Consider the following 25382-nt stretch of genomic DNA (forward strand, 5'->3'; position numbering starts at 1 on the left):
TCTCTCGGCGGCCCTATCCCGGCATGGACGCGAGCAGGACGGAGATCAGGATCAGGACGCCGGCGAGCAGCGTCGTGACCACGGCGTGGATGAGCGTCATCGCGGCCACGACCCGCCGCGGCTCCTCGTAGCTCCACCAGAACATCGTCCCGTCGACGAGGAGCGCGCCGAGGACGATGAGCGCGGCCGGAGCGTCGAACGCGTTTCCAACGACGCTGATCACCGCCGGAAGCGGGCCGACGTAGAGGGCGCGGCGCGGGTCGACGTCGCCGAGGACGTTCCGGGCCGCGACGTGCGCCGTCACCGAGAGGAACAGCGCCAACAGGACGGTCGTCCCGAGCACGGAGACCGGCGTCACCGTCTGTAAGAGCATGGGCGACCTACGGGACGAGGGGTAAAAGTGCCCGCGGAACGCGTCCGCGGTGCCGTCGTTTTGATCGCGCGGTGTCGACGCTTTAGTCTAACAGCCCCAGTCCGTTCAGCTCCTCGACGATCACGTCGACGGCGGCCTCGGCGTCGGCGGGACTGGTGCCGCCCGTGACGACCACCTTGCCGCTGCCGAACAGGAGGGCAACGACCTCCGGCTCGTCGAGCCGATAGACGAGGCCGGGGAACTGCTCCGGCTCGTACTCGATGTGTTCCAAGCCGAGACCGATCGCGATCGCGTTCAGGTTCAGGCTCTTCCCGAGGTCGGCCGACGTGACGATGTTCTGGACGGTTATCTCCGGGTCCTCGATCGGGATATTGAGGGCGCGGAGCGCATCGAAGACGATGTCGAGGCTCCCGTGGACCGCCTCGATCGAGTTCGCGCCGGTACAGACGATCTTCCCCGACCGGAAGATCAGGGCGGCCGACTTCGGGTCCGTGGTACGGTAGACGAGGCCGGGGAACTGCTCGGGGTCGTAGTCCGCGCCTTCGAGGTCCATCGCGACGCTCTGGAGATCGAGCTCCTGTCCGATTCCTGTGGAGGCAACGACGTTCTCTACGGTGATCGTCTCCTTCGGATCGGCCGTCATTACCTACGTTCTCGCCCGAACGCCGTAAAAAGGTGGCTGGTCGGAACCGCCACGCTATTCCCGTCGCCGCGCGGAGCCGTCGGCGTGTACTGGCTCGAACTCGCCGGAGAGACCGACGCCTTCGCCGCCCGCGAGGCTGCGACCGCCGCCACCGGCGTCGACCTCGTCGCGCCGGGGATCGCGCACGCCGGCGGGATCGACTCCTCCCGCGTCCGTCGGCTCGCGTACACCCGCGCCGCGCACGAGGCGCTCGCCCGGACCGACGCCGACCTCGACGCCGCGGTCGCCGCGCTCCGGGCGGCGTCGATCGGTCGGTCGGGGAGCGTCGCGGTCCGCGCCCGCAACGTCCGGGGGACGGCAGACGTCTCGACGGCGGCCGCGGAGCGCGCGCTCGGCGGCGTCCTCGTCGACCGCGGGTTCGACGTCGACCTTGACGACCCCGACCACGTCCTCCGCGCGCTGTTCGCGGCCGGCCCGCGCGCCGACCACGACGCGGTGACCGGTGCCGACGGCGACGACGCCGACGTCTGCGCGCTGGGATGGGTCGCCGCGGAGGCCGACCGCGAGTTCGCGCCCGACCCCACCGACCGGCCCTTCTTCCAGCCGGGGAGCATGGCCCCGGCGGACGCCCGCGCCTACGCCAACCTCGCGGGCGCGGCCCCGGGACGGACCCTGCTCGACCCGATGTGCGGCACCGGCGGTCTCCCGTTGGAGGCCGGTCTCGTCGGCGCTGACGCCGTCGCCTGCGACGCGCAGGCCAAGATGGTTCGCGGCGCGCGAGAGAACTTCCGCGAGTATCTCGGTGATGACGGCTCGGTGGACTGGCACGTCGCGCGCGGCGACGCGACCGCGCTCCCGCTCGCCGACGACGCCGTCGACGGGGTCGCGTTCGACGCCCCCTACGGCCGGCAGTCGAAGATCGCGCGCCACGAGCTCGCGGACCTCGTCGCGGGCGCGCTCGCCGAGGCCGCCCGCGTCGCGCCGCGCGCGGTGCTGGTCGCCGACCGCGACTGGCGCGGCCCCGCCCGCGAGGCGGGCTGGACCGTCGAAGCGGCGTTCGAGCGCCGTGTCCACCGCTCGCTGACGCGCCACGTGTTGGTGTTGCGCCGCGGAGACGCGGAGGCGGGTCGGCCGGACGCGACCGATCTCTCGGCGGACCGAGAGTGAACGAGCGATCGCCGGAATCGCGCCGATCGGGCGCTCGTGCGACAAGTTTCAGTTTCGCTTCGGCTCCGGGCAACGGTTAAGTGCGCGGCCTCTCGTGGTACTCGCATGACCGGGGACGCCGGAGACATGCTCTCGTGGGACGAGTCGGTGTTCCGCGACGAGTCGGTGTTCGAGATCGACCACGTCCCCGAGACGTTCCGCCACCGCGAGAGCCAACTTGAGAACCTCAAGTACGCGCTCCGCCCCGCGGTCCGCGGCTCCCGCCCGCTCAACACGATGGTTCGGGGCCCGCCCGGGACCGGCAAGACCACCGCCGTCCAGAAGCTGTTCGGTGAGCTGGGCGCGCGGACCGAGGTGCGGACGGTCCGGGTCAACTGTCAGGTCGACTCGACGCGCTACGCCGTCTTTTCCCGGCTGTTCGAGGGGATATTCGAGTACGAGCCGCCCTCCTCTGGCATCTCCTTCAAGAAGCTGTTCGGGCAGATCACCGACCGGCTCGTCGAGGAGGACGAGGTCTTGGTCGTCGCCTTGGACGACGTGAACTACCTCTTTTACGAGAACGAGGCGTCGGACACGCTCTACTCGCTGCTTCGCGCCCACGAGGCCCACTCCGGCGCGAAGATCGGCGTGATCGTCGTCTCCTCGGACCTCGGGCTCGACGTGATCGACGACCTCGACACGCGGGTCCAGTCCGTCTTCCGCCCGGAGGAGGTGTACTTCCCCGTCTACGACGCGACCGAGATCTACGACATCCTCGCGGAGCGCGCCAAGCGCGGCTTCCACGAGGGGGTGATCGGCGACGCCGAACTGGAGCGCGTCGCGGACCTCACGGCCGACAGCGGCGACCTCCGCGTCGGGATCGACCTCCTGCGCCGGGCCGGACTCAACGCCGAGATGCGCGCCTCGAAGACGGTCTCGGAGGAGGACGTCGAGGAGGCGTACGACAAGTCGAAGCACGTCCACCTCTCGCGGTCGCTCCGCGGGCTCTCGGAGTCCGAGCGCGACCTCGTCCGCGTCCTCGCCGAACACGACGGCGAGCGCGCCGGCGCGGTGTACGACGCGTTCAACGACGCGACCGGGCTGGGGTACACCCGCTACTCGGAGATCATCAACAAGCTCGACCAGCTCGGCGTCATCGACGCGGAGTACGCCGACGTCGACGGTCGCGGCCGCTCCCGCGAGCTCTCCTTGGCCTACGACGCGGAGGCCGTCTTGGACCGGCTGGAGTAGGCGGCGTCGGGGTCACCGCTCATCCGCGCCGCGCGCCGTCTCGTATCCGGTCGCCCACGCGAGGGTGCCGACGGCGAGGATCGCTATGGTCTCCCAGTCCGAACCGACGAGGGACTGCGCGACGATGGACATGGCACCTATTGAGACGCTGACGTACACGCCTTCAGGGACCCCGAAGGGGAGTCGACCGCGCGACTGGAGCGCCGCGGTCACGAACGTCGCACCGAGGAGCGTCAGACCGAACAGCGTGAGGGCGACCATCGCTGTGAGCATGCGTTTGACTGATCACCCCGTCGAAAATATTTTTCGGAGAATACGTAGCCGGATCAAACTGCCGACGCCTTTTCAACGACCCCGCCCGCACCTCGCCCCATGAAGACGAGCGGCGGGAGCGACGCGGCGAAGCGACGCGCCGGCGAGTCGGCGGCCGAGGCGGTGACCGACTGCGACGTGGTCGGGCTCGGAACCGGGTCGACGGCGGCCCACGCCATCCGGCGGCTCGGCGACCGGTTCGACGCCGGTCTCGACGTACGCGGGGTCCCCACCTCCTTCGCGAGCCGCGAACTCGCCCTCGACGCCGGAATCCCCTGCCTCGATCTGCCCGAGGCGGTCGGTCCCGACGGACCGGGGATCGACGTCGCGATCGACGGTGCCGACCAGGTCGCGGTCGGTCGCGGCGACGACCCGGCCGTCGGTCCGCTGATAAAGGGGGGCGGGGCCGCACACGCCCGGGAGAAACTGGTCGACGCCGCGGCCGACCGCTTCCTCGTCGTCGCCGACCCCTCGAAGGAGCGGCCGGTCCTCGACGGGTCCGTGCCGGTGGAGGTCCTCCCCGCCGGTCGGTCCGCGGTCGCCGAGGCGGTGCGGGCGGCCGGGGGCGAGCCGACCCTGCGGCGCGCGGAACGGAAGGACGGTCCGGTCGTCACGGACAACGGGAACCTCGTGTTCGACGCCTCGTTCGGCGCGATCGACGACCCGGACGCGCTGTCGACGACCCTCTCGACGACGCCGGGTGTCGTCGAACACGGGCTCTTCGTCGGGCTCGCCGACGAGGTCCACGTCGGGACCGAGTCGAGCGTTCGGGTCGCGAGGCGCTGATCGCGTCCGGATCACTAACGGAGCGCTGATCGCCGCTCGACGCCCTCTCGACCGACGCGTCGCTCGCCGGTCGGCACTCGTCAAAAAATGAAGAACGGAAAGCGCGTCCGTCTTAGAGGTCGCGAGGCTGGACCGTCTTCCGGTCGTTGGCCTCGGCGCGGCGCGCGGCGTCTTCGAGCAGCTCGTCCACTTCGTCGTCCAGCGCGTCGTAGAAGTCCGAAGCGACGTTCTTGTCGTCCAGGGCTTCCTTGACGGCCGCTTTGACAATAAGGTCTGCCATGCGATCGGGCCTACCCGGTGATGGTTAATAAGAGTTCCTGAATTCGACCGCGAGGGACGCCGTGCCGCCGGTTCGCGGAGGGATGCGAACACAACGGCTTATAAATCTTGTGAGATTCGTGCCCCCGTATCGACGCGAACCCGACCCGAATCCGCCCCAAACCCGATCCGACCGCCTCGCGTGCGCTTCTCGCGCACGCCCGAAACGCCGAACCGACAGGTTCGACCGGGTCCGTCCCCCACGGTCGGTCATGCGAGAGACGTTAGCGGCGCTCGAAGCGGGCGAGATCGGCGTCGAGGAGGCGGAGTCGCGGCTCGCGGGCTACGCGACCACGGACGCGGGTCGGTTCGACGCCGCCCGCGAGCGACGGCGCGGGATCCCGGAGGCGATCCTCGCCGAGGGGAAGACCCCGGCCGAGGTCGCCGCGCTGGCGACGACGGCGCTCGATACCACCGGCCGGGCGCTGGTGACGCGCGCGGACGAGGCGACCGCGGCGGCCGTCGCGTCGGCGGTCGGTGACGGCGAGGACGTGGCCGACGACGCTGACTCGGGCGCGACGGTCGACCGCGACGACCGGACCGGAACCGTCGTCGCGCACGCCGCCGGCTTCGAGCCGCCGTCGCTCGACGCCGCGGTCGCGGTCGTGGCCGCCGGCACCGCGGACGCGCCGGTCGCCGGCGAGGCGGCGGTCGTCGCCCGCGAGGTCGGTGCGACGGTCGACCGGGTCGACGACGTCGGCGTCGCCAACCTCGACCGAATCTTAGATCAGGCCGACCGGATCCGCGAGGCCGACGTCGTCGTCGTCGCGGCGGGCCGCGAGGGCGCGCTCCCGACGGTCGTCGCCGGACTCGTCGACGCGCCCGTGATCGCCGTCCCCGTCTCGACCGGCTACGGCGTCGGCGGTGAGGGAGTCGCGGCGCTGGAGGGCGCACTTCAGTCGTGTTCCGTGCTCACGACCGTCAACGTCGACGCCGGGTTTGTCGCCGGCGCACAGGCCGGCCTGATTGCCCGCGCCGTCGACGCGGCGCGCGGCGAGTAGCCGGCGCGCCGTCTCCGAGCGAACACCGGCAGCCGACGGGGTCGAAAAAGGGTATTTGTTCGTCGAGCCCGTATGGTAGTTGCCGACGTACGTCGGCATCACATGCCACGCTGTGACCACTGCGGGTCGCACGTCTCGGACCGCTTCGCTCGCGTCTTCGCGGACGAGCACGGCGACCTGAACGCGTGCCCGAAGTGCTCCGCCAACGCGGGGATCGCAGAGGTTTCCCGCGAGCGGACTCGAACCGGGGACTGACCGGCGAAACGCCGATCGGAGACCGAGCGCACGGAGAGCGGCAGCGCCGTCTCTCCGACGGTTCGGACGCATCCGCACGCATAACCTGTTCGCGCTCCCACGGTCGTCCGTGGCCGACCACCACGTGTACGTGATCGAGTGTGCGGACGGCACCCTCTACACCGGCTACACGACCGACGTGGAGCGTCGAGTCGCCGAGCACGACGCCGGGGAGGGCGCGAAGTACACCCGCGGCCGGACCCCCGTCACCCTGCGACACGTCGAGTCGTTCGACTCGAAGTCGGCGGCGATGTCGCGGGAGTACGCGGTCAAGTCGCTGTCGCGAGCCGAGAAGGAGCGGCTGATCGACGGTGAGGGCCGAGGGGACGGCGAGAGCAGGGACGGAAGCGAGAGAGACTGACCGTCCCGCTCCGCCTCACTCCACGAGCCGCTCGATCTCGGTGACGAGGATGCCGGTCGCGCCGACGGACCGCAGTTCGGAGATGGTCTCGAACACGTCGCGCTCGTCGACGACCGCGTGGACCGCGACCATCCCGTTGCCGTTCTCGTCCGCCTCGACGTCCATCACGGTCGGGCCGCCGAGCCCCGGGATCACGTCCTTCACCTCGTCGAGCCGCGCCGTCGGCGCGTTCATCATCAGGTAGCGCCGGCCGTCGGCGGCGAGGACGGACTCGAAGGCGGTCACCACCTGCTCGACCTTCGGGTCGTCGACCACGTCGGGTCGGGCGAACAGCCGCACCGAGGAGTCGAGGACGTCGTCGATCACCGCCAGCCGGTTCACCTTCAGCGTCGTCCCCGTTGAGGTGATGTCGACGATGGCGTCGGCCATGTCGACGTGCGGGGTCAGCTCCGTCGCGCCCGTCACGGTGACAACGTCGGCGTCGACGCCCACGCGGTCGAGGTACTCGCGCGTGACGTTCGGAAACTCGGTCGCGATTGTTCGGCCCGCCAAGTCCTCGACCGCTGCGATGTCCCCGTCCTCCGGCGCTGCGAGGACGAGCCGGCAGGAGCCGTAGCCCAGATCGAGCAGGTCGACGAGGTCGCCGTCTCCCGCCGCGCTCGCGTCGTCGACGACGCCGCCCGACTCGGCCGCCTGATCGAGGCCGGTGACGCCGAGGTCGGCCGCGCCGTCGCGGACGTACTCGGGGATGTCGGCCGCCCGCGCGAACAGCACCGTCACGTCCTCGTCGACGGTGTCGGCGTACAGCTGTCGGTCGGCGGTCTCCTCGACGTGGAGTCCCGCGCGCTCTAACAGCGAGAGCGTCGGCTCGTGTAGGCGGCCCTTGTTGGGGACGGCGATGCGCATACGGAACGCGTCGCGCGGACAGGGGGAAACGTTTTCGTCCTCGCTGCTCCGTCCGTACGCATGGACGACGGAACGGGAGCAGCCCTCCTCTCGCTCGCTATCGCCGTCCCGATCGTCGGTGCCCTCCTCATGTCCGGCACCGTCTTCGGCGCGGTCCTCACCGGACTCATCGTCGGTACTATCGCGGTGTCGTTCGTCCTCGCCGATCGGATCGACGACGAGGAAGACGAGACCGTGACCGACGACGAACCAGGCCCGTTGGAGTCGCTTCGAGACCGCTACGCGCGCGGCGAACTGACGGAAGACGAGTTCGAGCGGCGAGTCGAGCGACTCCTCGAAACAGAGGACAGATCGACCGCCCGGGACCTCCTTCTGGACGAGAGAGACGGTGCGGCCGAAACGGAACCAGTCCGCGAGCGCTGACGCGGGGGACCCGCCGACTCACATCCCCCGTCTCACCAGCCAGTACGCGAGGGGGAGACAGCCGGCGAACGCGATTGGCCAGACGGTCAACTGCGAGGCCGGATCGGGCGGCGAAACGAGGCTCCCGACGGCCAGTCCGCCGATTCCCGCGACGACGACCGTGGCGGTGGCTCTTTCCACCCGCCCTGGCGGCCACTCGCGGGGGCGTCCGCGACGCCACCACAGAAGGTAGTAAAACAGTATGATCCCCGAAAGCGGCGCAAGAACGCCCCAAAAGGCCGGATGGGCGCTTCTGCGAGCACGAGCGTCGAAGTTCACCCAGAGCCCGATCGCGGCCCAGACGAACAGCACGAGGGCCGCGCCGAACGCGACGGCGGGCGTGAGGAGGGACACGGTCTGCGTTCCACCGGATCGGTTGTCAGTCTTCCCCCCGCGAGGCGGATCGGTTCGGAGCGAGATCCGTTCCGCTGACTCCCGGTCGACCCGAAGACACACGCTCGCGCCGCGCCGCTCAAGTGTCTCGACCGCCAACGACGCGTATCGTGAGCGACGCCGACTCCCCCCTCTCGGAGGACCGTCCGACCGTCGACCGCCCCCTCCGCGTCGACGCCCCGTTCGAGCCCGCGGGCGACCAGCCCGAGGCGATCGAGGGGCTCGTCGAGGGGTTCGAGTCGGGCGCGAAAAAGCAGACGCTGCTGGGCGTCACCGGGTCCGGGAAGACGAACACCGTCTCGTGGGTCGCCGAGGAGCTGGACCAGCCGACCCTCGTACTCGCCCACAACAAGACGCTCGCGGCCCAGCTGTACGAGGAGTTCCGCGAGCTGTTCCCGGACAACGCCGTCGAGTACTTCGTCTCCTACTACGACTACTACCAGCCGGAGGCGTACGTCGAGCAGACGGACACGTTCATCGACAAGGAGATGTCGATAAACGAGGAGATCGACCGCCTGCGCCACTCCGCGACGCGCTCGCTCCTGACGCGCGACGACGTGATCGTCGTCGCCTCCGTCTCCGCCATCTACGGGCTGGGCGACCCGGGGAACTACCGCGACATGGCGCTCCGGCTCGAAGTCGGCGAGGAGGTCGGCCGCGAGGAGCTGCTCACCCGGCTCGTCGACCTGAACTACGAGCGCAACGACGTGGACTTCACGCAGGGCACCTTCCGCGTGCGCGGCGATACCGTCGAGATCTACCCGATGTACGGGCGCTACGCGGTGCGTGTCGAGCTGTGGGGCGAGGAGATCGACCGCATGCTGAAGGTCGACCCGATGCACGGCGAGGTCGTCTCGGAGGAGCCGGCGGTGATGCTCCACCCGGCGGAGCACTACTCGATCCCCGACGACAAGCTCGAACAGGCGGTGACCGAGATCGAGGACCTGATGGAAAAGCGGGTGAGCTACTTCGAGCGACAGGGCGACCTCGTGGCGGCCCAGCGCATCGAGGAGCGTACCACCTTCGACTTGGAGATGCTGCGCGAGGCGGGCTACTGTTCGGGGATCGAGAACTACTCGGTCCACATGGACGACCGCGAGTCCGGCGACGCCCCCTACACCCTGCTGGACTACTTCCCCGACGACTTCCTCACCGTGATCGACGAGTCCCACCAGACGATCCCCCAGATCAAAGGCCAGTACGAGGGCGACAAGTCGCGGAAGGACTCGCTCGTCGAGAACGGGTTCCGGCTCCCGACCGCCTACGACAACCGCCCGCTCACCTTCGAGGAGTTCGAGGAGAAGACGGACCGGACGCTGTACGTCTCCGCGACCCCCGGCGACTACGAGCGCGAGACCTCCGAGAACATCGTCGAACAGATCGTCCGCCCGACCCACCTCGTCGACCCGAAGGTAGAGGTGACGGGCGCGACGGGGCAGGTCGACGACCTGCTCGAACGCGTCGACGAGCGGATCGAGCGCGACGAGCGCGTGCTCGTCACCACGCTCACGAAGCGCATGGCCGAGGACCTCACGGAGTACTTCGAGGAGGCCGGGATCGACGTGGCGTACATGCACGACGAGACCGACACCCTCGAACGCCACGAGATCATCCGTGACCTCCGACTCGGCAACATCGACGTGCTCGTCGGCATCAACCTCCTGCGCGAGGGCCTCGACATCCCGGAGGTGAGCCTCGTCGCCATCCTCGATGCCGACCAAGAAGGATTCCTGCGCTCGACCACCACCCTCGTCCAGACGATGGGGCGGGCCGCGCGCAACGTCAACGGTGAGGTCGTCCTCTACGCCGACGAGGTGACCGACTCGATGCGGGAAGCGATCGACGAGACCCAGCGCCGCCGCGAGATCCAGCTCGAATACAACGAGGAACACGGCTACGAGGCGACAACCATCGACAAGCCGGTGAGCGAGACGAACCTCCCGGGGTCGAAGACGGACACCTCGAACGTGAGCGTCGGCGACGTGGAGAGCGAAGACGAGGCGAAAGCGCAGATCGAGGCGCTCGAAGACCGGATGGACGAGGCCGCGAGCAACCTGGAGTTCGAGCTGGCGGCCGACATCCGCGACCGGATCGCGGAGCTGCGGCGCGCGTTCGAGATCGACGCGGACGACGACGGCGTCCCGGCACCGGCGATAGACGAGTAGCGCCCCCGAACCGGCGATAGACGAGTAGCGCCCCGATTCTCACTCCGCGTCACCGTGACGACGGGATTTTTACCCCGGTGCGTCGCAGTCGGGCACGTGTACCGCCGCGCAGTGGTCTCCGGCGCGCTCGCGCTCGCCACCGCCGGGTGCGTCGACCGCCTCCACGACGTCGCCGCCTCCACCCCCCGCGACCTCGGCGTGCGGAGCCGGTACGTCGACGGCAACCCGGTGGTCGACAGCCAAAGCGTCCTCGCGCGGCCCGAAGAACTGCTGACGCACGCGGCCTCCTTCCGGTCCGCAGCGCCGGCTCGGGGCGCTCTCAAGCCCGACGCGACCGAGTCCCGCGAGTTCGTCGACCAGACCGACTTCGTCGACGACGGCGGCGACGCGATCCTCGTGATCGCCCAGCGACTCACGGTCCCGGAGGTCCGGCTCCGCCTCGGCGCGATCAGCCGCACGGGCGACCACTCCCTCCGGATCGCGATCGACCAAGGGGGTGTCCGCGGCGAGGTCGAGACCGACGAGCCGGTCGTCAAGACGCTGCTGTTGCGGCTCACCGACGAGCGCGGGCCGCCCGAGCGGGTGATCGTCACCATCGGCGGCGAGCGCGCTGGCGTGACGATCTGAGTGTCGGCGGCTTCGAGACTGTCCGACCGCGACTCGCTCCCGCGACCGTTTTGTGGCCGCGCCGCATCCGACCGTCCATGTCACTCCGCAGTCGACTCCTCGGATCGGCCCTCCTCGTCGTCGGTGTCGCCGCGTTCGCGGCCGCCGTCTCCTTCGCGCCGACCGTTCCCCCCGAACCGGCGGCCGACGCCGTGTCGGGCGTCATCGCCACTACCCCGTTCGCCTTCGTCGTCGCGCCGGCCCTCTTCGCCGTCGCGGCGGTGCTTCTGGTCGGCGGGACCGCCGCGCTCGCGGGTGCCGATCTCTCGGCCCGCGCGACGCTCCTCGCGCCCGCCCTCGGCGGTGCCGCGGCGTTCGCGGCCGCCGTCGGCGCGCTTGACGCGCCCGCGACGATACTCCCGGCGCTCGCCGAGTCGGACGTGCTCGCGGCCGCCGTCGCCGGTCCGCCCGGCACGATCGCGACCGGCGCGGTCGTCGGCTGTGCCGTGGCACCGGTGGTCCGCGCGACGACCACCGAGGACACGCCCGCGCTCCTCGCGGGATCGGTCCTGCTCCTCGCCGCGCTGGCGGCGGGGGCGTCCGACCCCCCGTCGCTGGTCACCGGCGGCGTCGGCGGCGCGGTCGCCGTCGGCCTCCTCTGGGCGGTCGACCCCGACCGCTGGCGGCCCTGAGCCGAGGCCGCCCTCGCTCGCCTCCCGGGTCGCCGCCTCCTGCCGAGCGAGGTCGACGTTGTCCGAGTCTCACGTCTCGTCGGTCTCTCGCTTACGCCCGGCTCCGAATTCGTACTTCTCGCCGAACTGCTCGGCGGAGCCCTCGCAACGGGACTAGCGTGGAGCTTGACGCCGCCAGTTGGGCACTGTAGCGACCGACCGTAACCGGAAATCACCGCTCAGCCCCCGTCTCGGAACCGCCCGTTCGTGGATCGGAGGAGTGACTCCGATCTCCTGTTGTGAAAGTGTACTTGTTATACTACAATCTTGTTGGTAATACTTATACCAGTAGAGTCTGTGTGGTCAGATACGGTTCACGCGGCTAAACTCACGTACGCTGTAAGACCGTCTCTCGAGCAACACGACTGCGGTCAGACTCACCGGACTGACGTAGACAGTGGCAGCGACAATCCAACGCAATTGGTCACGTTTGAGACGGCCAACGATGAGTGAAAGCGAAAACACAGACACGAACGCGAGTACGGGTACAGATATCGAGACGGACATCTTCTCGGAGAGGAAACAGCTGAAGCCCTACGAGTACAGCGAGTTTCTCGACTACGTTGAGGCGATCCGGAACAGCTACTGGGTACACACGGAGTTTAATTTCGACGGAGATGTCCAAGACTTCAAGGTCAACACGACTCCTGCTGAACAGACCGTTATTAAGCGGACGATGTTGGCTATCGCCCAGATCGAGGTACAGGTGAAGACGTTCTGGTCGGACATCTACGAGGAGATGCCAAAAGCCGAGGTCGGGAATGTGGGTATGACCTTCGCGGAAAGCGAGGTACGGCACATGGACGCCTACAGTCATCTCCTCGACGTTTTAGGAATCACGGACGATTTCGAACAGGTGACTGCGGAGCCGGCGATCGAAGAACGGATCGAGTATCTCGATGAGTATCTGGAGAAGAGCGAGAGTGACGACGAACGGGAGTACGTGATGAGCATCCTGCTTTTCAGTACGTTCGTCGAACACGTATCGCTGTTCAGCCAGTTCCTCATAATGACGAGCTTCGACAAGCACGAAAAGAAGTTCAAGGGAATAGCGAACGCCGTCGAAGCAACCAGCAAAGAGGAGCAGATCCACGGTCTGTTCGGGATCGAACTGGTGGAGACGATCAGGGAGGAGAACCCGGACCTCTTCGATGACGATTTCGAGGACGACGTCCAAGAAGCCTGTCAGCAGGCCTACGAGGCAGAGACGGAGATCCTAGATTGGATATTCGATGACGGCGAGCTGGAGTTTCTTCCCAGGGCGCACGTCGACGCGTTTCTGCGAGACCGGTTCAATCAGAGTCTGGAAAACGTCGGCGTGGAACCGATATTCGAGACGGACGACGACCTGCTCGAGGAGACGCGCTGGTTCGATGAGGACATTATGATGACGAAAGATAACGACTTCTTCAGCAAGCGGTCGACCACGTACAACAAACACACGCAGAGCGTCACCGCCGAGGACATGTTCTAACAATGGCACAAACAGAACTCGACAGCGTCGCGGAACAGCATACCGAACCGTTCTACTGGCTGAACGAGGACAGCAGGGAGTTTCTCAGAGAGGGATACCTACTCGAGGGCGTCGAGGCGGAAGAGAGAGTCAGACAGATAGCGGAGCGCGCCGAAGAAATTCTGGGTGAGGAGGGGTTCGCGGACAAGTTCTACGAGTACATGAGCCGCGGCTTCTACAGTCTCGCGAGCCCGGTGTGGTCCAACTTCGGACTGGACAGAGGTCTTCCTATCAGCTGCTTCGGCAGCTACATGGAGGATAGCATCGAGAGCATTCTCCACACCCAAGCCGAGGTGGGTGAGATGACAAAGCAGGGCGGGGGCACGAGCGGCTACTTCGGCGAGCTGCGGCCGCGGGGAAGTCCGATAACGAACAACGGCAAGAGCAACGGAAGTTACAGTTTCACAGAGCTGTTCGATACGATCATCAACGTCATCAGCCAGGGCGAAACCCGCCGAGGGCAGTTCGCCGGCTACATCGATGTCGAACACGACGACTTGGAAGAGTGGCTTAATATCAAAACCGAAGGAGATCCGGTACAGGACATCTACTACGGCGTCATCATCGGTGACGACTGGTTTCAGGCGATGATCGACGGCGACGAAGAGAAGCGAGAGACGTGGGCGGATATCATCGAGACCCGGATCAATATCGGCGTCCCGTATATCATCTTCCGGGGGAACATGAACGAGGGGAAGCCACAGGTCTACAAGGACAAGGGGTACCAGATAAACGCGTCCAACCTGTGTACCGAGATAGCGCTCCCGGCCACGGCGGACGAGAGCTTCGTCTGCTGTCTCTCGAGCATGAACGCTCTCCACTACGACGAATGGAAGGATACCGACGCAGTGGAGACACTGACGCGGTTCCTGGACGCAGTGATGGAGGAGTTCATCGAGCGCACGGAGGGCGTACAGTTCATGGAGCGGGCCGTGCGGTTCGCGAAGAGACACAGAGCGATAGGGATCGGCGTCCTCGGGTGGCACAGCTATCTCCAGAGCAACATGATCCCCTTCGACAGCATGGAGGCGATGGAGAAGAACGGGGAGATATTCCGGACCATCAAAGAGCGGAGCTACGAGGCGAGCGAAGCGCTCGCCGATGAGTTCGGGGAGCCGGAGGTTCTCGAGGGCTACGGGAGGCGAAACACGACGACGATGAGCGTGGCTCCGACGAAATCGAGCAGCGTCATTCTGGGTCAGGTGAGTCCGAGCATCGAGCCGCTGAAATCGAACTACTTCGTGCGAGACGGTGCGAAGCTAAAGTCGACGCAAAAGAACAGATTCCTTCAGGCGATACTGGCCGAGCGGGGCAAAGACACCCGCGAAGTCTGGGACAGCATCGCAAATAAAGACGGGAGCGTTCAACATCTCGAGTGTCTGACGGACGAAGAGAAAGACGTGTTCAAGACCTTCGCAGAGATACCGCAGATGGCGATCATAAACCAAGCGGCACAGAGACAGAAGTACATAGACCAATCACAGAGCGTGAACGTCTCGATCGACCCGAGTGAAGTGAGCGTCAAAGAGATCAATCAGCTCTACATAGAAGCTTGGAAGAAAGGCGTCAAGAGCCTCTACTATCAGAACAGCGTGAACGCTGCACAGAAATTCAGTCGAGATATCCTCGAGTGTCGGGCCTGTGAGAGCTGATCGCTACCCCTAGTCGGCTCGCCTGCCGTCCCGGTCTCCGTCTTCGACTCCAGATCGGCGTCCCGATCCGCCTCACGGTCGACGCCTTCGGATCCGGGAACGTCGGCGAACCGAGCGGCATCGGCGGCGCGGTCGCGGTGGCGGCAATCTTCTCTGTCGACAACTCGTGGCAGCCGTGAGCCGGGCTTACGTCCCGGGTCGTTCGCTCTCGCTCTCCAGTTCGATGTCGCGGTCCGCCTCGCGGGTCTCTTTTTCCTGCTTGGCGAGGTCGACGTCGCGGGCCGTGTCTGCGTCCCGGGTCTCGTCGGTCCGCAGGTCGCTGTCGGCCACGGTGTCGAGCTGCTCGAGAGCGCTCTCGATGTCCTCCAAGCCGAGCAGCTTCTCCGTCTCCTCGTCGAACTCCTTGCTGTCGAGCCCCTCCATGTCCTGAACGTCGGAGCCGGAGAGCGCCTTGCCGTAGCGACCGACGAGACTGGTCAGCTCCTGCGGGAGGACGAAGGTGGTGGACTCGCCTTTGCCGATCTCCTCTAGGGTCTCCATGCCGCGCTCGATGATGGCGCGTTCGCCCATCGACTCGGCGGACCGCGCCCGCAACACGGTCGAGATGGCGTCCCCCTGCGCTTCGAGGATCTGCGACTGCTTTTCACCCTGCGCGCGGATGATGTTCGACTGCTTGTCACCCTCCGCCTGCTCGACCGCGGAGCGGCGTTCCCCCTGCGCTTCGAGGATCATCGCGCGGCGGCGGCGCTCCGCGCCGGTCTGCTGTTCCATCGCGCGCTGGACCTCTTGGGAGGGGCTCACCTCGCGGACCTCGACGGCCTCGACGCGGATCCCCCACTCGTCGGTCGGCTCGTCCAACTCCTCGTTGATCCGGTTGTTGATCAGCTCTCGCTGCGAGAGCGTGTCGTCGAGCTCCATGTCGCCGATGACGGCGCGGAGGGTGGTCTGCGCGAGATTCGAGACGGCGTTCTTGTAGTCGTCGACCTCTAAGAACGCCTTCTTGGCGTCCATCACCTTGATGTAGACGACCGCGTCCGCGGTCACCGGCGAGTTGTCGCGCGTGATCGCGGACTGGCTCGGCACGTCGATCGTCTGGGTCCGCATGTCGAACGGGTACGTCCGGGAGACGAACGGCGGGATGAGGTGGACGCCGGGTTCGAGCAGCTTCCGGTACTCGCCGAAGACGGTGAGCGCCTCCTTGTCGTAGGCGTCGACGATCTCGACGGCGCTGACGACCGTGACGGCCGCGAGCAACACCGCGAGCGCCGCGACGCCGTAGACGAGGCTCTGCGAGAGGAGGGCGAAGCCGACGACCAAGGCGACCCCGAGCGCGAGGTACTGCCAGACGCCGTCGGGGACTTCGTCCATCACGTCCGCCAACTCGGCGGACCCGCCGCGCGGACCTTGTGTTCCCATACTTGAGGTTACGGCGCGACGCTGTTAACGGTTGCCACGAGATCGAAAGCCGAACCGATTCGGCGACATCCGAGAAACCGGAAACGCCGGTACAGGCCGACCGGGTTTAACTACGCAGCGACGGAACACCGATCCATGCCATCCGACGACGGGGACGACGGCCGAAAGTTCAGCACGCGAAGCGTTCACGCCGGCTCGGAGCCGGACCCGGCCACCGGTGCCCGCGCGACGCCGATCCATCAGACGACCGCCTACCAGTTCGACGACGCCGACCACGCGGCGGACCTGTTCGCCTTAGAGGAGCCGGGGAACGTCTACTCGCGGCTGATGAACCCGACGAACGCCGCGCTCGAAGAGCGGATCGCCTCGCTCGAAGGCGGGGTCGGCGCGGTCGCGACCGCCTCGGGCATGGCCGCGCTCGACGTGACGACGTTCCTGCTCGCGTCCGCGGGCGACAACATCGTCTCCTCGTCGGCGCTGTACGGCGGCACCTACACCTACCTCACCCACTCCGTCGAGCGCCGCGGCGTCTCGACGCGGTTCGTCGACCCGCTCGACTACGAGGGGTACGCCGAGGCCATCGACGAGGACACCGCCTACGTCCACCTCGAAACGATCGGGAACCCGGCCTTAGTCACCCCTGACATCCAGCGGATCGCCGACATCGCGCACGACCACGGCGTCCCGCTGTTCGTCGACAACACGTTCGCGACGCCGTACCTCTGCCGGCCGCTGGAGCACGGCGCGGACCTCGTCTGGGAGTCGACGACGAAGTGGCTCACCGGCAACGGCACCACCGTCGGCGGCGTCGTCGTCGACGGCGGCTCGTTCCCGTGGGCCGACCACGCCGAGAAGTACCCGGAGATCGCACAGGACAACCCCGCCTACCACGGGATCAACTTCGCCGAGCGGTTCGGCGACGCCGCGTTCACCTTCGCGGCGATCACCCGCGGCCTGCGCGACTTGGGCGACCAGCAGTCGCCGTTCGACGCGTGGAACACGCTCCAGCAGACGGAGTCGCTCCCGCTGCGGATGGACCGCCACTGCGAAAACGCGGCCGTCGTCGCCGAGTACCTCGCCGACCACGACGAGGTCGCGTGGGTGAACTACCCCGGTCTGGAGAGCCACGAGACCCACGAGGAGGCGACCGAGTACCTTGAGGGCGGCTACGGCGGGATGCTCACCTTCGGGCTAGAGGCGGGCTACGAGGCCGCGCGGGCGACCGTCGAGGAGGCGGACCTCGCCTCCCTCGTCGCGAACGTCGGCGACGCGAAGACGCTCATCATCCACCCGAGTTCGACGACCCACCAGCAGCTGACGGACGAGGAGAAGCAGACCGCCGGCGTCACCGACGACATGATCCGACTCTCGGTCGGCATCGAGGACCCCGCCGACATCGTCGCCGACCTTGAGGCCGCTATCGAGGCGGCGACGGCGTAACCGCGATCCGCCCGTTTCTGGCGATTTGGTTCTGTTGAAATCCTCGGGGACTGATACAACCTCCGTGCGAAATACAGAGAATCTATTCAGCACAGCGAGCGCGTCCTATTCAGTATACAACTGAGTGACCATTAGATGAGAAAGCCAGATTTAATTCCCTGAAAGAGGTTAGTGTACTCATATATCGAACTATTATAACTAGCGGAGCAGATTAATGGGTATTAAATAACCAGTCGTGCCGATGAGGGAGAACAATTTGACCTCAGTTACTGAAATGATCCTCGGAGTGCTCACAGAGTCCCGTGGGTTCGTATTTCACCTCACTCTGAACTTCGCACTCATTCTTGCAGTAATTGTGCTTGAGTGGGGCCTCATTGAGATCGTTGTAACATATCTCATTGAAATAGCAATTATACATTTTATTTTTCTTATCGTTGGGCTGTTTACTCCGCAACCAATAGATGACCGTGATGGAGACGTATGGGACACAAAACCTACTACACTTCAGCCAATTTCCTTACTTCCACCTGTTTACCGACGAAATATCAGATATATTGGATACAAGTCAATTTTCCCCGGAGTCCTGATTGTGGCGCTCATGATAGGTATCTTTTCGAACTCTGATGTAGTTTCGGCACTACCCCGCTCGGTTGGAGTTGCGATTATCGGCATTACCTTGTTTCAGTTGGCACAAGTCTGGCGATACTTCATTGTAGATCAATCGTATCAGGATAAGTCACCGCAGGACGCGGTACAGTTTGCGTTTGCTCCAGTTGGTGAGGTGCTATTCGTCATGTTCTACGCATTTATTCCAGTCACCTTTGTGATTGTGGGCGGTGTAATAGTGGCAGTCATTGACCTTCCCTCGCGGCTTGTATTGCTGTTGGTATATCTCGTGCCAATAGGAGCGGTTCGGGCGTGGATGAGGAGTTTAGATCCTCAAACAGATGATCTTGAGATGAGATTTGGCTGACGAATGGAGAGGTGGAGCCGGTCGTCTTACGCCAATTAGATCCGCTTGTGGATTTCTACACAAGAATCCTCTATTGAGCTTCTCAGAGAAAGCCTTCCAAGAGAAGCCACAGGATTTAGAAACTGTGTCCAGAGCACCAACACCCTGTGAGACGTAGCTTCAGTAGCCGACCTGTTGAATCTCGCAGTTGTGGAAACGGTGGTGGTGTTTGCCCGTTTGCCATCCAAATTGTTCCGGAATTACGATGTGTTTGCTCGTTCGGAATGTAGGCGAAAACGAGCACATCAGCTACCTGATATCCCCTGTGTCTGCCTTTATTGCTATACACTCTGTATTCAGCACACCTCTAAGAACATATCACCAGTTGAGTATTTCGACGGGTCCGACAGTCCCGTCTTCTCTTACGGAGCTACCGTTCTCCTGACCTACGCCTCGAAACCGCCCTCCCACCGGAACGTCCCGTTCCGCTGGACGACCTCGCCGTCGACTTCCATCCGGGAGTCCGCGCTCACGTCGGTGATCATGTCGACGTGGACCGCGCTCTCGTTGCCGGACTCCCCCTCGGGGAGACAGGCGTCGTAGGCGCGGCCGACCGCGAGGTGGACGGTGTCGCCCATCTTCTCGTCGAAGAGGATCGAGTCCGTGAACCGGTCGATCCCGCGGTTCATTCCGATCCCCAGCTCGCCGAGTCGCCGCGCGCCGGGGTCGGTGTTCAGGACGTTCGCGAGCGCGTCCTCGCCCGCCTCCGCCGCGAAGTCGACGACTTCACCGTCCTCGAAGACGAGGTGAACGTTCCGGACGCGCGTCGCGTCGATGGTCATCGGCACGTCGAAGAAGACCTCGCCCGCGGTGTCGTACGGCGCGGTGAACACCTCGCCGGAGGGGAGGTTGTGGGAGTCGTACGCGACCGACGCGGCGGAGTTGACCGCGGTGCGGCCCGCGATCGACATCCGAACGTCGGTGTCGGGGGCGTCGTCGCGCTCGGTGACGATCCGGACTTCCCCGCCGTCGTCGAGGATGTCCTTCATCTTCGCCATCTCGTCGGCCAGCGCCTCCCAGTCGCGGAGGACGGCGTCGTAGACGAACTCCTGATACTCCTCGTAGGCCATCCCGGCCTGCTGGGCGAGGCTCCGCGTCGGGTGGACCGTCGACACCCAGTCGGTGTCCATCCGGGCCTCGCGGACCCCCTGCCGCGCCTTCGCGTACGCCTGCCGCGTCGCGCGCTCGACGTCCGCGGTCGCGGTGACGTTGCGTCCGCCGCCGATCCGCAGGTAGGCGTCGGCGGCCTCGAAGATCGCGCGGTCGACGGCGGGGTCCGCGTCGAAGTCGGCCGCGTCGACCGCGGCGTCGCCCCCGTCGATCTCACCCTCGCCGGTCCCGTCCTCGCCGGCTTCTCCCTCGACCCTCGCCTCGACGCCCTTCAGGTAGGCCCGAGAGAGTTCGTCGGAGCCGTACAGCGTCGTGACGTTCGCCCCGCGCTCGCCGAGCACCGCGGCGACCGCGACGCCCAGTTCGTGGGCGTCCTCGGCGACCGACACGACGACGTCGTCGCCGGCTTCGACCCGCGCGCTCCAGTCGACGAGCACCTCGGCGTGCTCGCGTACGCGTTCGTCCATACTCGTGCGTCGCGCCCGCCCGGCTAAAATCGGTCGACCCGTCGCTCGCGGGTCGGCGCAACCGGAGGAGAAAGCGATCGGCGTCGAGGTGGTCGGCGTCGGGGTGGTCGGCGTTGAGGCGAACGGCGGGCTTTACGACGAGCCCTCGGGGAGCGCGAAGCCCGCGCCGCCCGCGATGATCGCCGCGGCGGCGAGGATCGTCGCGCCGAGGACGACGTAGCTGTCGTCCGGGCTGAGTCCGCCGATCGACGCGGCGATGTCCACGACGAAGACGGTGACGAACAGGCTCAGTATCGCGAACGCGAGCATCACGAAGCCTGCGATCAGCGCACTGGCCAGCGAGCCGAACGCGTCTAAGATTCCCATGCGTGTCTCGGACTCGCGGCCACGCTAAAAAAATCCCGCGGCTCCCCCGTCACGCGGTTCGCGGAGACCGTCCTACTCCAGGTCGAGGAGCGCGGCGACCTCGTCGAGGTAGTCGTCGTAGACGCCGACGGCGGACTCGATCGGGTCGGGCGAGGCCATGTCGATCCCGGCGAGCTCGACGACCTCCAGCGGGTACTCCGAGCCGCCCGCCTTCAGCATCTCGCGGTAGTCGGCGGCCGCCGACTCGCCCTCGTCTAAGACGCGCTCGACGATCGCGGCCGCGGCGGAGATGCCGGTCGCGTACTGGTAGACGTAGAAGTCGTAGTAGAAGTGCGGGATCCGCTGCCACTCGCGCTCGATGCCGCCGGTCAGCTCGGCGGGCGCGTAGTAGTCGCCCTTCAGGTCGCCGTAGATCTCGTCGAACGCGTCGGGGGTGAGCGCCTCGCCCTCCTCGACGCGCTCGTGGATCCGCTGTTCGAAGGTCGCGAACATCGTCTGGCGGAAGAGGGTCGAACGGAAGCGTTCGAGGTACTCGTCGAGGACGTGCGTCCGCAGTTCGTCGTCCTCGACGGTGTCGAGCAGGTGGTGGGTCAGGAGCGTCTCGTTGACCGTGGAGGCGATCTCCGCGACGAAGATCTCGTAGCTCGCGTCGTGCCACGGCTGCGCGTCGCCCGCCAGCTCCGAGTGCATCGAGTGGCCCAGCTCGTGGGCCAAGGTGTACATCGAGGCGATGTCGTCCTGGTAGTTCATCATGATGTACGGCTGGGTGTCGTAGGTGCCCGAGGAGAACGCGCCGGAGCGCTTCCCGCGGTTCTCGTAGGCGTCGACCCACCGCGACTCTAACCCCTCGGCCAGCCGCTCCTGGTACGCGTCGCCCAGCGGCGCGACCGCCTCGATCACCCACTCGCGGGCCTGCTCGTACTCCACGTCTGGGCCCTGATCGCCCGTCAGCGACATGTACAGGTCGTGGCTCCGGAGCCGGTCGACCCCGAGCGCCTCGGCCTTCAGGTCGGCGTGGCGGTGAAGCACGTCGAGGTTGTCGTCGACGGTGTCGACGAGGGTGTCGTACACCTCGACGGGGACGTTCGAGCCGTCGAGCGCGGCGGCGCGAGCGGAGTCGTAGTCGCGGATCTCGGCGCTCGTGACGTGTTCGCGAACGGCCTTCTCCAGCGAGGTCCCGACCGTGTTGCGGACGCTCGCCCACTCGTCGTAGAACGTCTCGTGGACGCGCTCGCGGAACTCGCGGTCCGGGTTCGTCTGGAGCTTCGTGAAGTTCGCCTGCGTGATCTCGACGTCCTCGCCGTCGGGGTCCTCGACGACGCCGTAGGTCATGTCGGCGTTCGTCAGCATCGAGTAGATCTCGCTCGGCGCGTCGGTGACCTCAGACAGGTCGGCGAGCACCTCCTCGACCTCGCTCGACCGCGTGTGCGGCTTCTTTCGAAGGACGTCGTCGAGGTAGTGCTCGTACGTCGCGAGGGCCGGCTCCTCGTCGACGAACGCCTCGACGTCGGCCTCGGACAGCGTCTGTAGCTCCGGTTCGAGGTACGAGACCGCGCTCGACGCCTCGGAGCTGAGCGACGACGCTCGCGCGGACATCGCCTGATACTCCTGGTTCCGCGTGTCCTCGGCGCTGCGGAGCCGGGCGTACGTGGCCACCTGCTGGAGCTCGCGGAATATCTCCTCGCGCAGTTCGAGCAGTTCGAGCAGGGTCGCGGCGTCCTCGGTGACGCGTCCCTCGTAGTCGCGCAGCTCGTCGATCCGGTCGGCGACGGTCTCGCGGGCCGCCTCCCACGCCTCGTCGTCGGCGTAGATGCCCTCCAAGTCCCACTTGTACTCGGCGTCGATCTCGGACCGCTCGGGAACCGAACTCATACCCGTCGAGTCGGTCTCCCGCACACTAAGCCTTGGCAAACCCCGCGCGCCGAGCCGATAGGCGTGAGAAACGCCAACGCGTCACTCGGTGTCGCCGCCGGCCCACGCCGCGAGGTCGACGACGAGGACGAGCGCGTCCTCGCCGTCGGGGTAGTAGCCGCCGACCCGCCGGATCGGGTCGAAGCCCTCGTCGGCGTACAGCGACCGGGCGGGGTCGTTCCCCTCGCGCACCTCCAGCCGGGCGACGGCCACGTCGGTCGCGCGGAGCCGGGCCAGCGCCGACCGGAGGAGGGTCCGTCCGATCCCCTCGCCGCGGGCGTCGGGATGGACGGCGAGGTCCTTGATATGGCCGATGTCGCGGCCGTGATTCGGCGTCCGGTCGGCGACGACGAACCCCACGACCGCGCCCGCCCGCTCAGCCACGAGGAACGCCGGCTCGCCGAGCAGCCGCTCGAAGGCGTCGTGCGGCCACGGGTCCGTAAAGCAGGCGCGCTCGATCCGGACCACCGCGAGGAGGTCGGCGCGTTCGGCCCGTCGGACCGTCACGTCTGCGACGCTCACGGGCCGGGTTGCGGGTCCTGAGGAATAAAATCGCCGGGTTCCCCCTACCCGTCGATCCACGGCTCGTCCGGATCGGCGTCCGCCGGCCCGGGAGCGCGCACCTCGAAGCACGCGCCCTCGGGCGGACGGAGCCGCCGCCCGTCCGGGAGTCCGACGAGACCGTCGGACTCGCGGCGAAGCTCCACGTCCCAACCGTGGGACTCGACGACCTCGCGGACGATGTCTAACCCGTACCCGGTCCCGTCCGCCCGCGTGGTGAACCCCGAGTCGAACACCGACTCCCGGTCGTCGGGGTCGACGCCGGTCCCGTCGTCGGCGACGAGGAACCCCCCGTCGGTCGCGGTCACGAGGACGGTGAGCGTCTCGTCGTCGGTATCGCCGTTGGCGGCGTCGCCGTCGTCGTCCCCGTTGGCGGCGTCACCACCGTTCGCGTCCTCGCTGGTCACCGCGTCGTCGGTCCGATCGTCGTCGGAATCGGCTTCCGTCGTCCCGGGCGCGTCCGGCTTCGCGTGTTCCGTCGCGTTGCGGAACAGGTTCTCCAAGGCCTGCCGCACCCGGCCGCGGTCGCCGTACACTCGGGCGTCGCGGGCGACGACCAGTTCCGCGTCGTCCTCGTCCTCGGCTGCGGTTCCCCAGGCGTCGTGCGCGACGCTCGCCAGCCCGAACTCGGTCGGCTCGTCCATTCCCGTCCCCTGTCGCGCGAGGGTGAGCAGCTCGGAGACGAGCTGGTCGATCCGGTCGACGGCCCGCTCGCCGCGTTCGAGCGGCTCCGTCTCGCCGCGCAGCCGCGCCATCTCGATGGAGCCGCGGATCACCGAGAGGGGGTTTCGCAGGTCGTGTGAGACGATGCTCGCGAACCGGTCGAGACGCTCGTTCCGGTCGGTGAGCCGGCGCTCGCGGGCCTTCCGCGCGCTGACGTCGCGGGAGTTGACGAGCAGTTCGCCGACGGGACTGTCGGCCGGTAACGACCGGGTCCGCGACTCCAGCCACACCCAGTCGCCGTCGGCGGTGCGGTAGCGGTACTCCAGGGTCGGTGCCGCGTCCGGCTCGTTGAGCGCGCGGTAGAACCGCTCGGTCACCCGCTCGCGGTCGTCCGGGTGGACGTACCCGAGCGGCGATCGCCCGACGGTCGACCCCTGCTCGTAGCCGAGGACCTCCTCGACGGACGGGCTCTCGTAGACGACGACGCCGTCTTCGTCGACGACAGTGACGAGGTCGCTCCCGTACTCAAGGAAGGCGCGGTAGCGCTCCGGGAAGGTGCGGTCGGCGTCGACGCGCCGGACGGTGACGACCCGCCCGCCGAACTCCTCGGCCAGCTCCTCGTCGACGACGGACTCGACCCACGCGTACCCGCCGCTCGCGCGCCGGATCCGGTGGGTGACCGTCCGCGTCGCCGCGACCGCCGACAGCGCGTCGGCGACCGGCTCGCGGTCACCCGGGTGGACGCGGTCGAGGAGGTCGCTCCCGACGAGCGCCTCGCGCTCCACGCCGACGACGTCCGGCACTGACGGCCCGGCGAACAGCACTTCGCCGTCAACGGCGACGGCGAGGAGGAATCGATCGGCCTCGCGAGAACGCGACGCGCCGTTCGCGGGCGTCCCGCCGACGCCTCCCGACGCTCGGTCGATACCGGCGGAGGTACTCGGCGACCCGTCGGTCTCGGCGCGTTCGGCTGGAGGGACGAACCCGTCTCGGGCGTTGGCCGGTGCGTCGGTCGCGGTTCGCCCGTCTGTGTCGGGGACCTCTCTCTCGTCGCCGCCGTGGCCGAGCGTCGACGTGTCGGATGGACGGAGCGTCACGGTCAGTTCTACCGATGGTACGAACGCGGGGTGATAAAGCTGCGCGCCGATAGAATCAAATGTGATAACTTCCGAGTACGCCTCGCGGGGCCTCACACCTCATCGACGCTCGCTCGACGCCGAGGTGACGCCTTGGAGTGGCAGACCGACTCGGAGTCGCCCGCAGACGATCCGAGTCAGAAGCGTTAAACACTCGCCGCGGATATCCGCTCGTGAGGGCGCGTAGCTCAGCGGACAGAGCACTTGGTTCCGGACCAAGATGCCGCGGGTTCAAATCCCGTCGCGCCCGTTCCAATTCATAACGATTCAAATCCGCTAGACTGCGGTACGTTCCTTATAAAGAACGACCGTGATCTGTGAGTGATTTCGTTATGTTACGGAACGCGGGTCGAAGCCTTCCTGCGATTCGCGTACATCCAAACGGGG

General features: G+C 66.7%; 26 protein-coding genes and 1 tRNA gene. 15 read left to right on the plus strand and 12 right to left on the minus strand.

The genetic code is table 11. The features are described 5' to 3' along the window. Positions 1-13: 13 nt before the first annotated feature. Positions 14-373 (minus strand): DUF7473 family protein, encoded by a 360-nt coding sequence (locus QOL69_RS08375; protein ID WP_048078474.1) that lies wholly within the window; start codon positions 371-373, stop codon positions 14-16. 82 nt (positions 374-455) lie between these two features. Continuing rightward, positions 456-1016 carry a TATA-box-binding protein gene (locus tag QOL69_RS08380; protein ID WP_048078475.1) on the minus strand — a complete coding sequence of 187 codons (561 nt, stop codon included), beginning with the start codon at positions 1014-1016 and terminating at the stop codon, positions 456-458. An 84-nt stretch (positions 1017-1100) separates the two neighbouring features. Here QOL69_RS08380 and QOL69_RS08385 point away from each other — a divergent pair, with 84 nt between their 5' ends. Both QOL69_RS08385 and QOL69_RS08390 read left to right on the plus strand, forming a co-directional pair. After that, complete coding sequence (locus tag QOL69_RS08385) at positions 1101-2183, plus strand: methyltransferase domain-containing protein (protein ID WP_283402817.1); 1083 nt, start codon at positions 1101-1103, stop codon at positions 2181-2183. A 105-nt stretch (positions 2184-2288) separates the two neighbouring features. Then, entirely contained in the window at positions 2289-3413 is a 1125-nt protein-coding gene (locus QOL69_RS08390) for an ORC1-type DNA replication protein (protein WP_048077715.1), read from the plus strand. A gap of 12 nt (positions 3414-3425) precedes the next feature. On the opposite strand, the gene QOL69_RS08395 is transcribed toward QOL69_RS08390, so the two are convergent. Then, entirely contained in the window at positions 3426-3686 is a 261-nt protein-coding gene (locus QOL69_RS08395; RefSeq protein WP_048077716.1) for a hypothetical protein, read from the minus strand. 99 nt (positions 3687-3785) lie between these two features. On the opposite strand from QOL69_RS08395, the gene rpiA reads away from it, so the two are divergent. Then, positions 3786-4511 carry a ribose-5-phosphate isomerase RpiA gene (gene rpiA / locus QOL69_RS08400; protein WP_283402818.1) on the plus strand — a complete coding sequence of 242 codons (726 nt, stop codon included), beginning with the start codon at positions 3786-3788 and terminating at the stop codon, positions 4509-4511. Positions 4512-4623: 112 nt separating this feature from the next. On the opposite strand, the gene QOL69_RS08405 is transcribed toward rpiA, so the two are convergent. Then, entirely contained in the window at positions 4624-4791 is a 168-nt protein-coding gene (locus QOL69_RS08405) for a DUF1931 family protein (RefSeq protein ID WP_004047560.1), read from the minus strand. A 250-nt stretch (positions 4792-5041) separates the two neighbouring features. Between QOL69_RS08405 and larB the strand changes: the two genes are divergently transcribed. From larB to QOL69_RS08420, 3 genes are all read left to right on the plus strand, one after another. After that, complete coding sequence (gene larB / locus QOL69_RS08410) at positions 5042-5830, plus strand: nickel pincer cofactor biosynthesis protein LarB (protein ID WP_283402819.1); 789 nt, start codon at positions 5042-5044, stop codon at positions 5828-5830. A 102-nt stretch (positions 5831-5932) separates the two neighbouring features. Continuing rightward, positions 5933-6085: a DUF7563 family protein gene (locus tag QOL69_RS08415; protein ID WP_004599353.1), complete on the plus strand. Its 153-nt coding sequence runs from the start codon at positions 5933-5935 to the stop codon at positions 6083-6085. A 109-nt stretch (positions 6086-6194) separates the two neighbouring features. Further along, entirely contained in the window at positions 6195-6485 is a 291-nt protein-coding gene (locus QOL69_RS08420; protein WP_283402820.1) for a GIY-YIG nuclease family protein, read from the plus strand. Positions 6486-6500: 15 nt separating this feature from the next. Here the strand turns inward: QOL69_RS08420 and hisG are convergent, their stop codons facing one another. Continuing rightward, the gene (gene hisG / locus QOL69_RS08425; RefSeq protein WP_283402821.1) at positions 6501-7391 is read right to left on the minus strand and encodes an ATP phosphoribosyltransferase; all 891 of its coding nucleotides are present in this window, start codon (positions 7389-7391) and stop codon (positions 6501-6503) included. A 60-nt stretch (positions 7392-7451) separates the two neighbouring features. Between hisG and QOL69_RS08430 the strand changes: the two genes are divergently transcribed. Next, positions 7452-7814 (plus strand): SHOCT domain-containing protein, encoded by a 363-nt coding sequence (locus QOL69_RS08430; protein ID WP_283402822.1) that lies wholly within the window; start codon positions 7452-7454, stop codon positions 7812-7814. A gap of 18 nt (positions 7815-7832) precedes the next feature. Here the strand turns inward: QOL69_RS08430 and QOL69_RS08435 are convergent, their stop codons facing one another. Next, a complete protein-coding gene (locus QOL69_RS08435; RefSeq protein ID WP_283402823.1) occupies positions 7833-8207 on the minus strand; it encodes a hypothetical protein in 375 nt (124 codons plus the stop codon). Between the two features lie 149 nt (positions 8208-8356). On the opposite strand from QOL69_RS08435, the gene uvrB reads away from it, so the two are divergent. The 5 genes from uvrB (at position 8357) to QOL69_RS08460 (ending at position 14913) form a co-directional block, all read left to right on the plus strand. Further along, positions 8357-10411: an excinuclease ABC subunit UvrB gene (gene uvrB / locus QOL69_RS08440; protein WP_048077722.1), complete on the plus strand. Its 2055-nt coding sequence runs from the start codon at positions 8357-8359 to the stop codon at positions 10409-10411. Between the two features lie 96 nt (positions 10412-10507). Then, positions 10508-11038 carry a hypothetical protein gene (locus QOL69_RS08445; protein WP_283402824.1) on the plus strand — a complete coding sequence of 177 codons (531 nt, stop codon included), beginning with the start codon at positions 10508-10510 and terminating at the stop codon, positions 11036-11038. A 77-nt stretch (positions 11039-11115) separates the two neighbouring features. Next, entirely contained in the window at positions 11116-11709 is a 594-nt protein-coding gene (locus tag QOL69_RS08450; RefSeq protein ID WP_283402825.1) for a hypothetical protein, read from the plus strand. A 484-nt stretch (positions 11710-12193) separates the two neighbouring features. Then, entirely contained in the window at positions 12194-13222 is a 1029-nt protein-coding gene (locus QOL69_RS08455) for a ribonucleotide-diphosphate reductase subunit beta (RefSeq protein WP_048077725.1), read from the plus strand. Positions 13223-13224: 2 nt separating this feature from the next. Continuing rightward, the gene (locus QOL69_RS08460; RefSeq protein WP_283402826.1) at positions 13225-14913 is read left to right on the plus strand and encodes a ribonucleoside-diphosphate reductase subunit alpha; all 1689 of its coding nucleotides are present in this window, start codon (positions 13225-13227) and stop codon (positions 14911-14913) included. Between the two features lie 186 nt (positions 14914-15099). Here the strand turns inward: QOL69_RS08460 and QOL69_RS08465 are convergent, their stop codons facing one another. Then, positions 15100-16329 carry an SPFH domain-containing protein gene (locus tag QOL69_RS08465; RefSeq protein WP_283402827.1) on the minus strand — a complete coding sequence of 410 codons (1230 nt, stop codon included), beginning with the start codon at positions 16327-16329 and terminating at the stop codon, positions 15100-15102. Between the two features lie 135 nt (positions 16330-16464). Here QOL69_RS08465 and QOL69_RS08470 point away from each other — a divergent pair, with 135 nt between their 5' ends. Together QOL69_RS08470 and QOL69_RS08475 are read left to right on the plus strand one after the other, a co-directional pair. Further along, positions 16465-17769: an O-acetylhomoserine aminocarboxypropyltransferase/cysteine synthase family protein gene (locus QOL69_RS08470; RefSeq protein ID WP_283402828.1), complete on the plus strand. Its 1305-nt coding sequence runs from the start codon at positions 16465-16467 to the stop codon at positions 17767-17769. A 241-nt stretch (positions 17770-18010) separates the two neighbouring features. Further along, positions 18011-18742, plus strand: a complete 732-nt coding sequence (locus QOL69_RS08475; RefSeq protein WP_283402829.1) for a hypothetical protein — start codon at positions 18011-18013, stop codon at positions 18740-18742. A gap of 425 nt (positions 18743-19167) precedes the next feature. On the opposite strand, the gene QOL69_RS08480 is transcribed toward QOL69_RS08475, so the two are convergent. The 5 genes from QOL69_RS08480 to QOL69_RS08500 all read right to left on the minus strand — a co-directional run bounded on the left by QOL69_RS08480 (position 19168) and on the right by QOL69_RS08500 (position 24956). Next, positions 19168-20358: an aminopeptidase gene (locus tag QOL69_RS08480; protein ID WP_283402830.1), complete on the minus strand. Its 1191-nt coding sequence runs from the start codon at positions 20356-20358 to the stop codon at positions 19168-19170. A 132-nt stretch (positions 20359-20490) separates the two neighbouring features. After that, on the minus strand, positions 20491-20724 hold the full coding sequence (locus QOL69_RS08485) for a hypothetical protein (protein ID WP_048077732.1): 234 nt from the start codon (positions 20722-20724) through the stop codon (positions 20491-20493). Between the two features lie 72 nt (positions 20725-20796). Then, complete coding sequence (gene pepF / locus QOL69_RS08490) at positions 20797-22596, minus strand: oligoendopeptidase F (protein ID WP_283402831.1); 1800 nt, start codon at positions 22594-22596, stop codon at positions 20797-20799. An 81-nt stretch (positions 22597-22677) separates the two neighbouring features. Continuing rightward, the gene (gene rimI, locus QOL69_RS08495; protein ID WP_283402832.1) at positions 22678-23157 is read right to left on the minus strand and encodes a ribosomal protein S18-alanine N-acetyltransferase; all 480 of its coding nucleotides are present in this window, start codon (positions 23155-23157) and stop codon (positions 22678-22680) included. A 44-nt stretch (positions 23158-23201) separates the two neighbouring features. Further along, a complete protein-coding gene (locus QOL69_RS08500) occupies positions 23202-24956 on the minus strand; it encodes a PAS domain-containing protein (protein ID WP_283402833.1) in 1755 nt (584 codons plus the stop codon). Between the two features lie 216 nt (positions 24957-25172). Here QOL69_RS08500 and QOL69_RS08505 point away from each other — a divergent pair. Then, positions 25173-25245 (plus strand) — tRNA-Arg (locus QOL69_RS08505). The last annotated feature ends 137 nt before the right edge of the window (positions 25246-25382 follow it).

Source organism: Halorubrum sp. DM2, from assembly GCF_901686465.1.
GTDB lineage: Archaea > Halobacteriota > Halobacteria > Halobacteriales > Haloferacaceae > Halorubrum.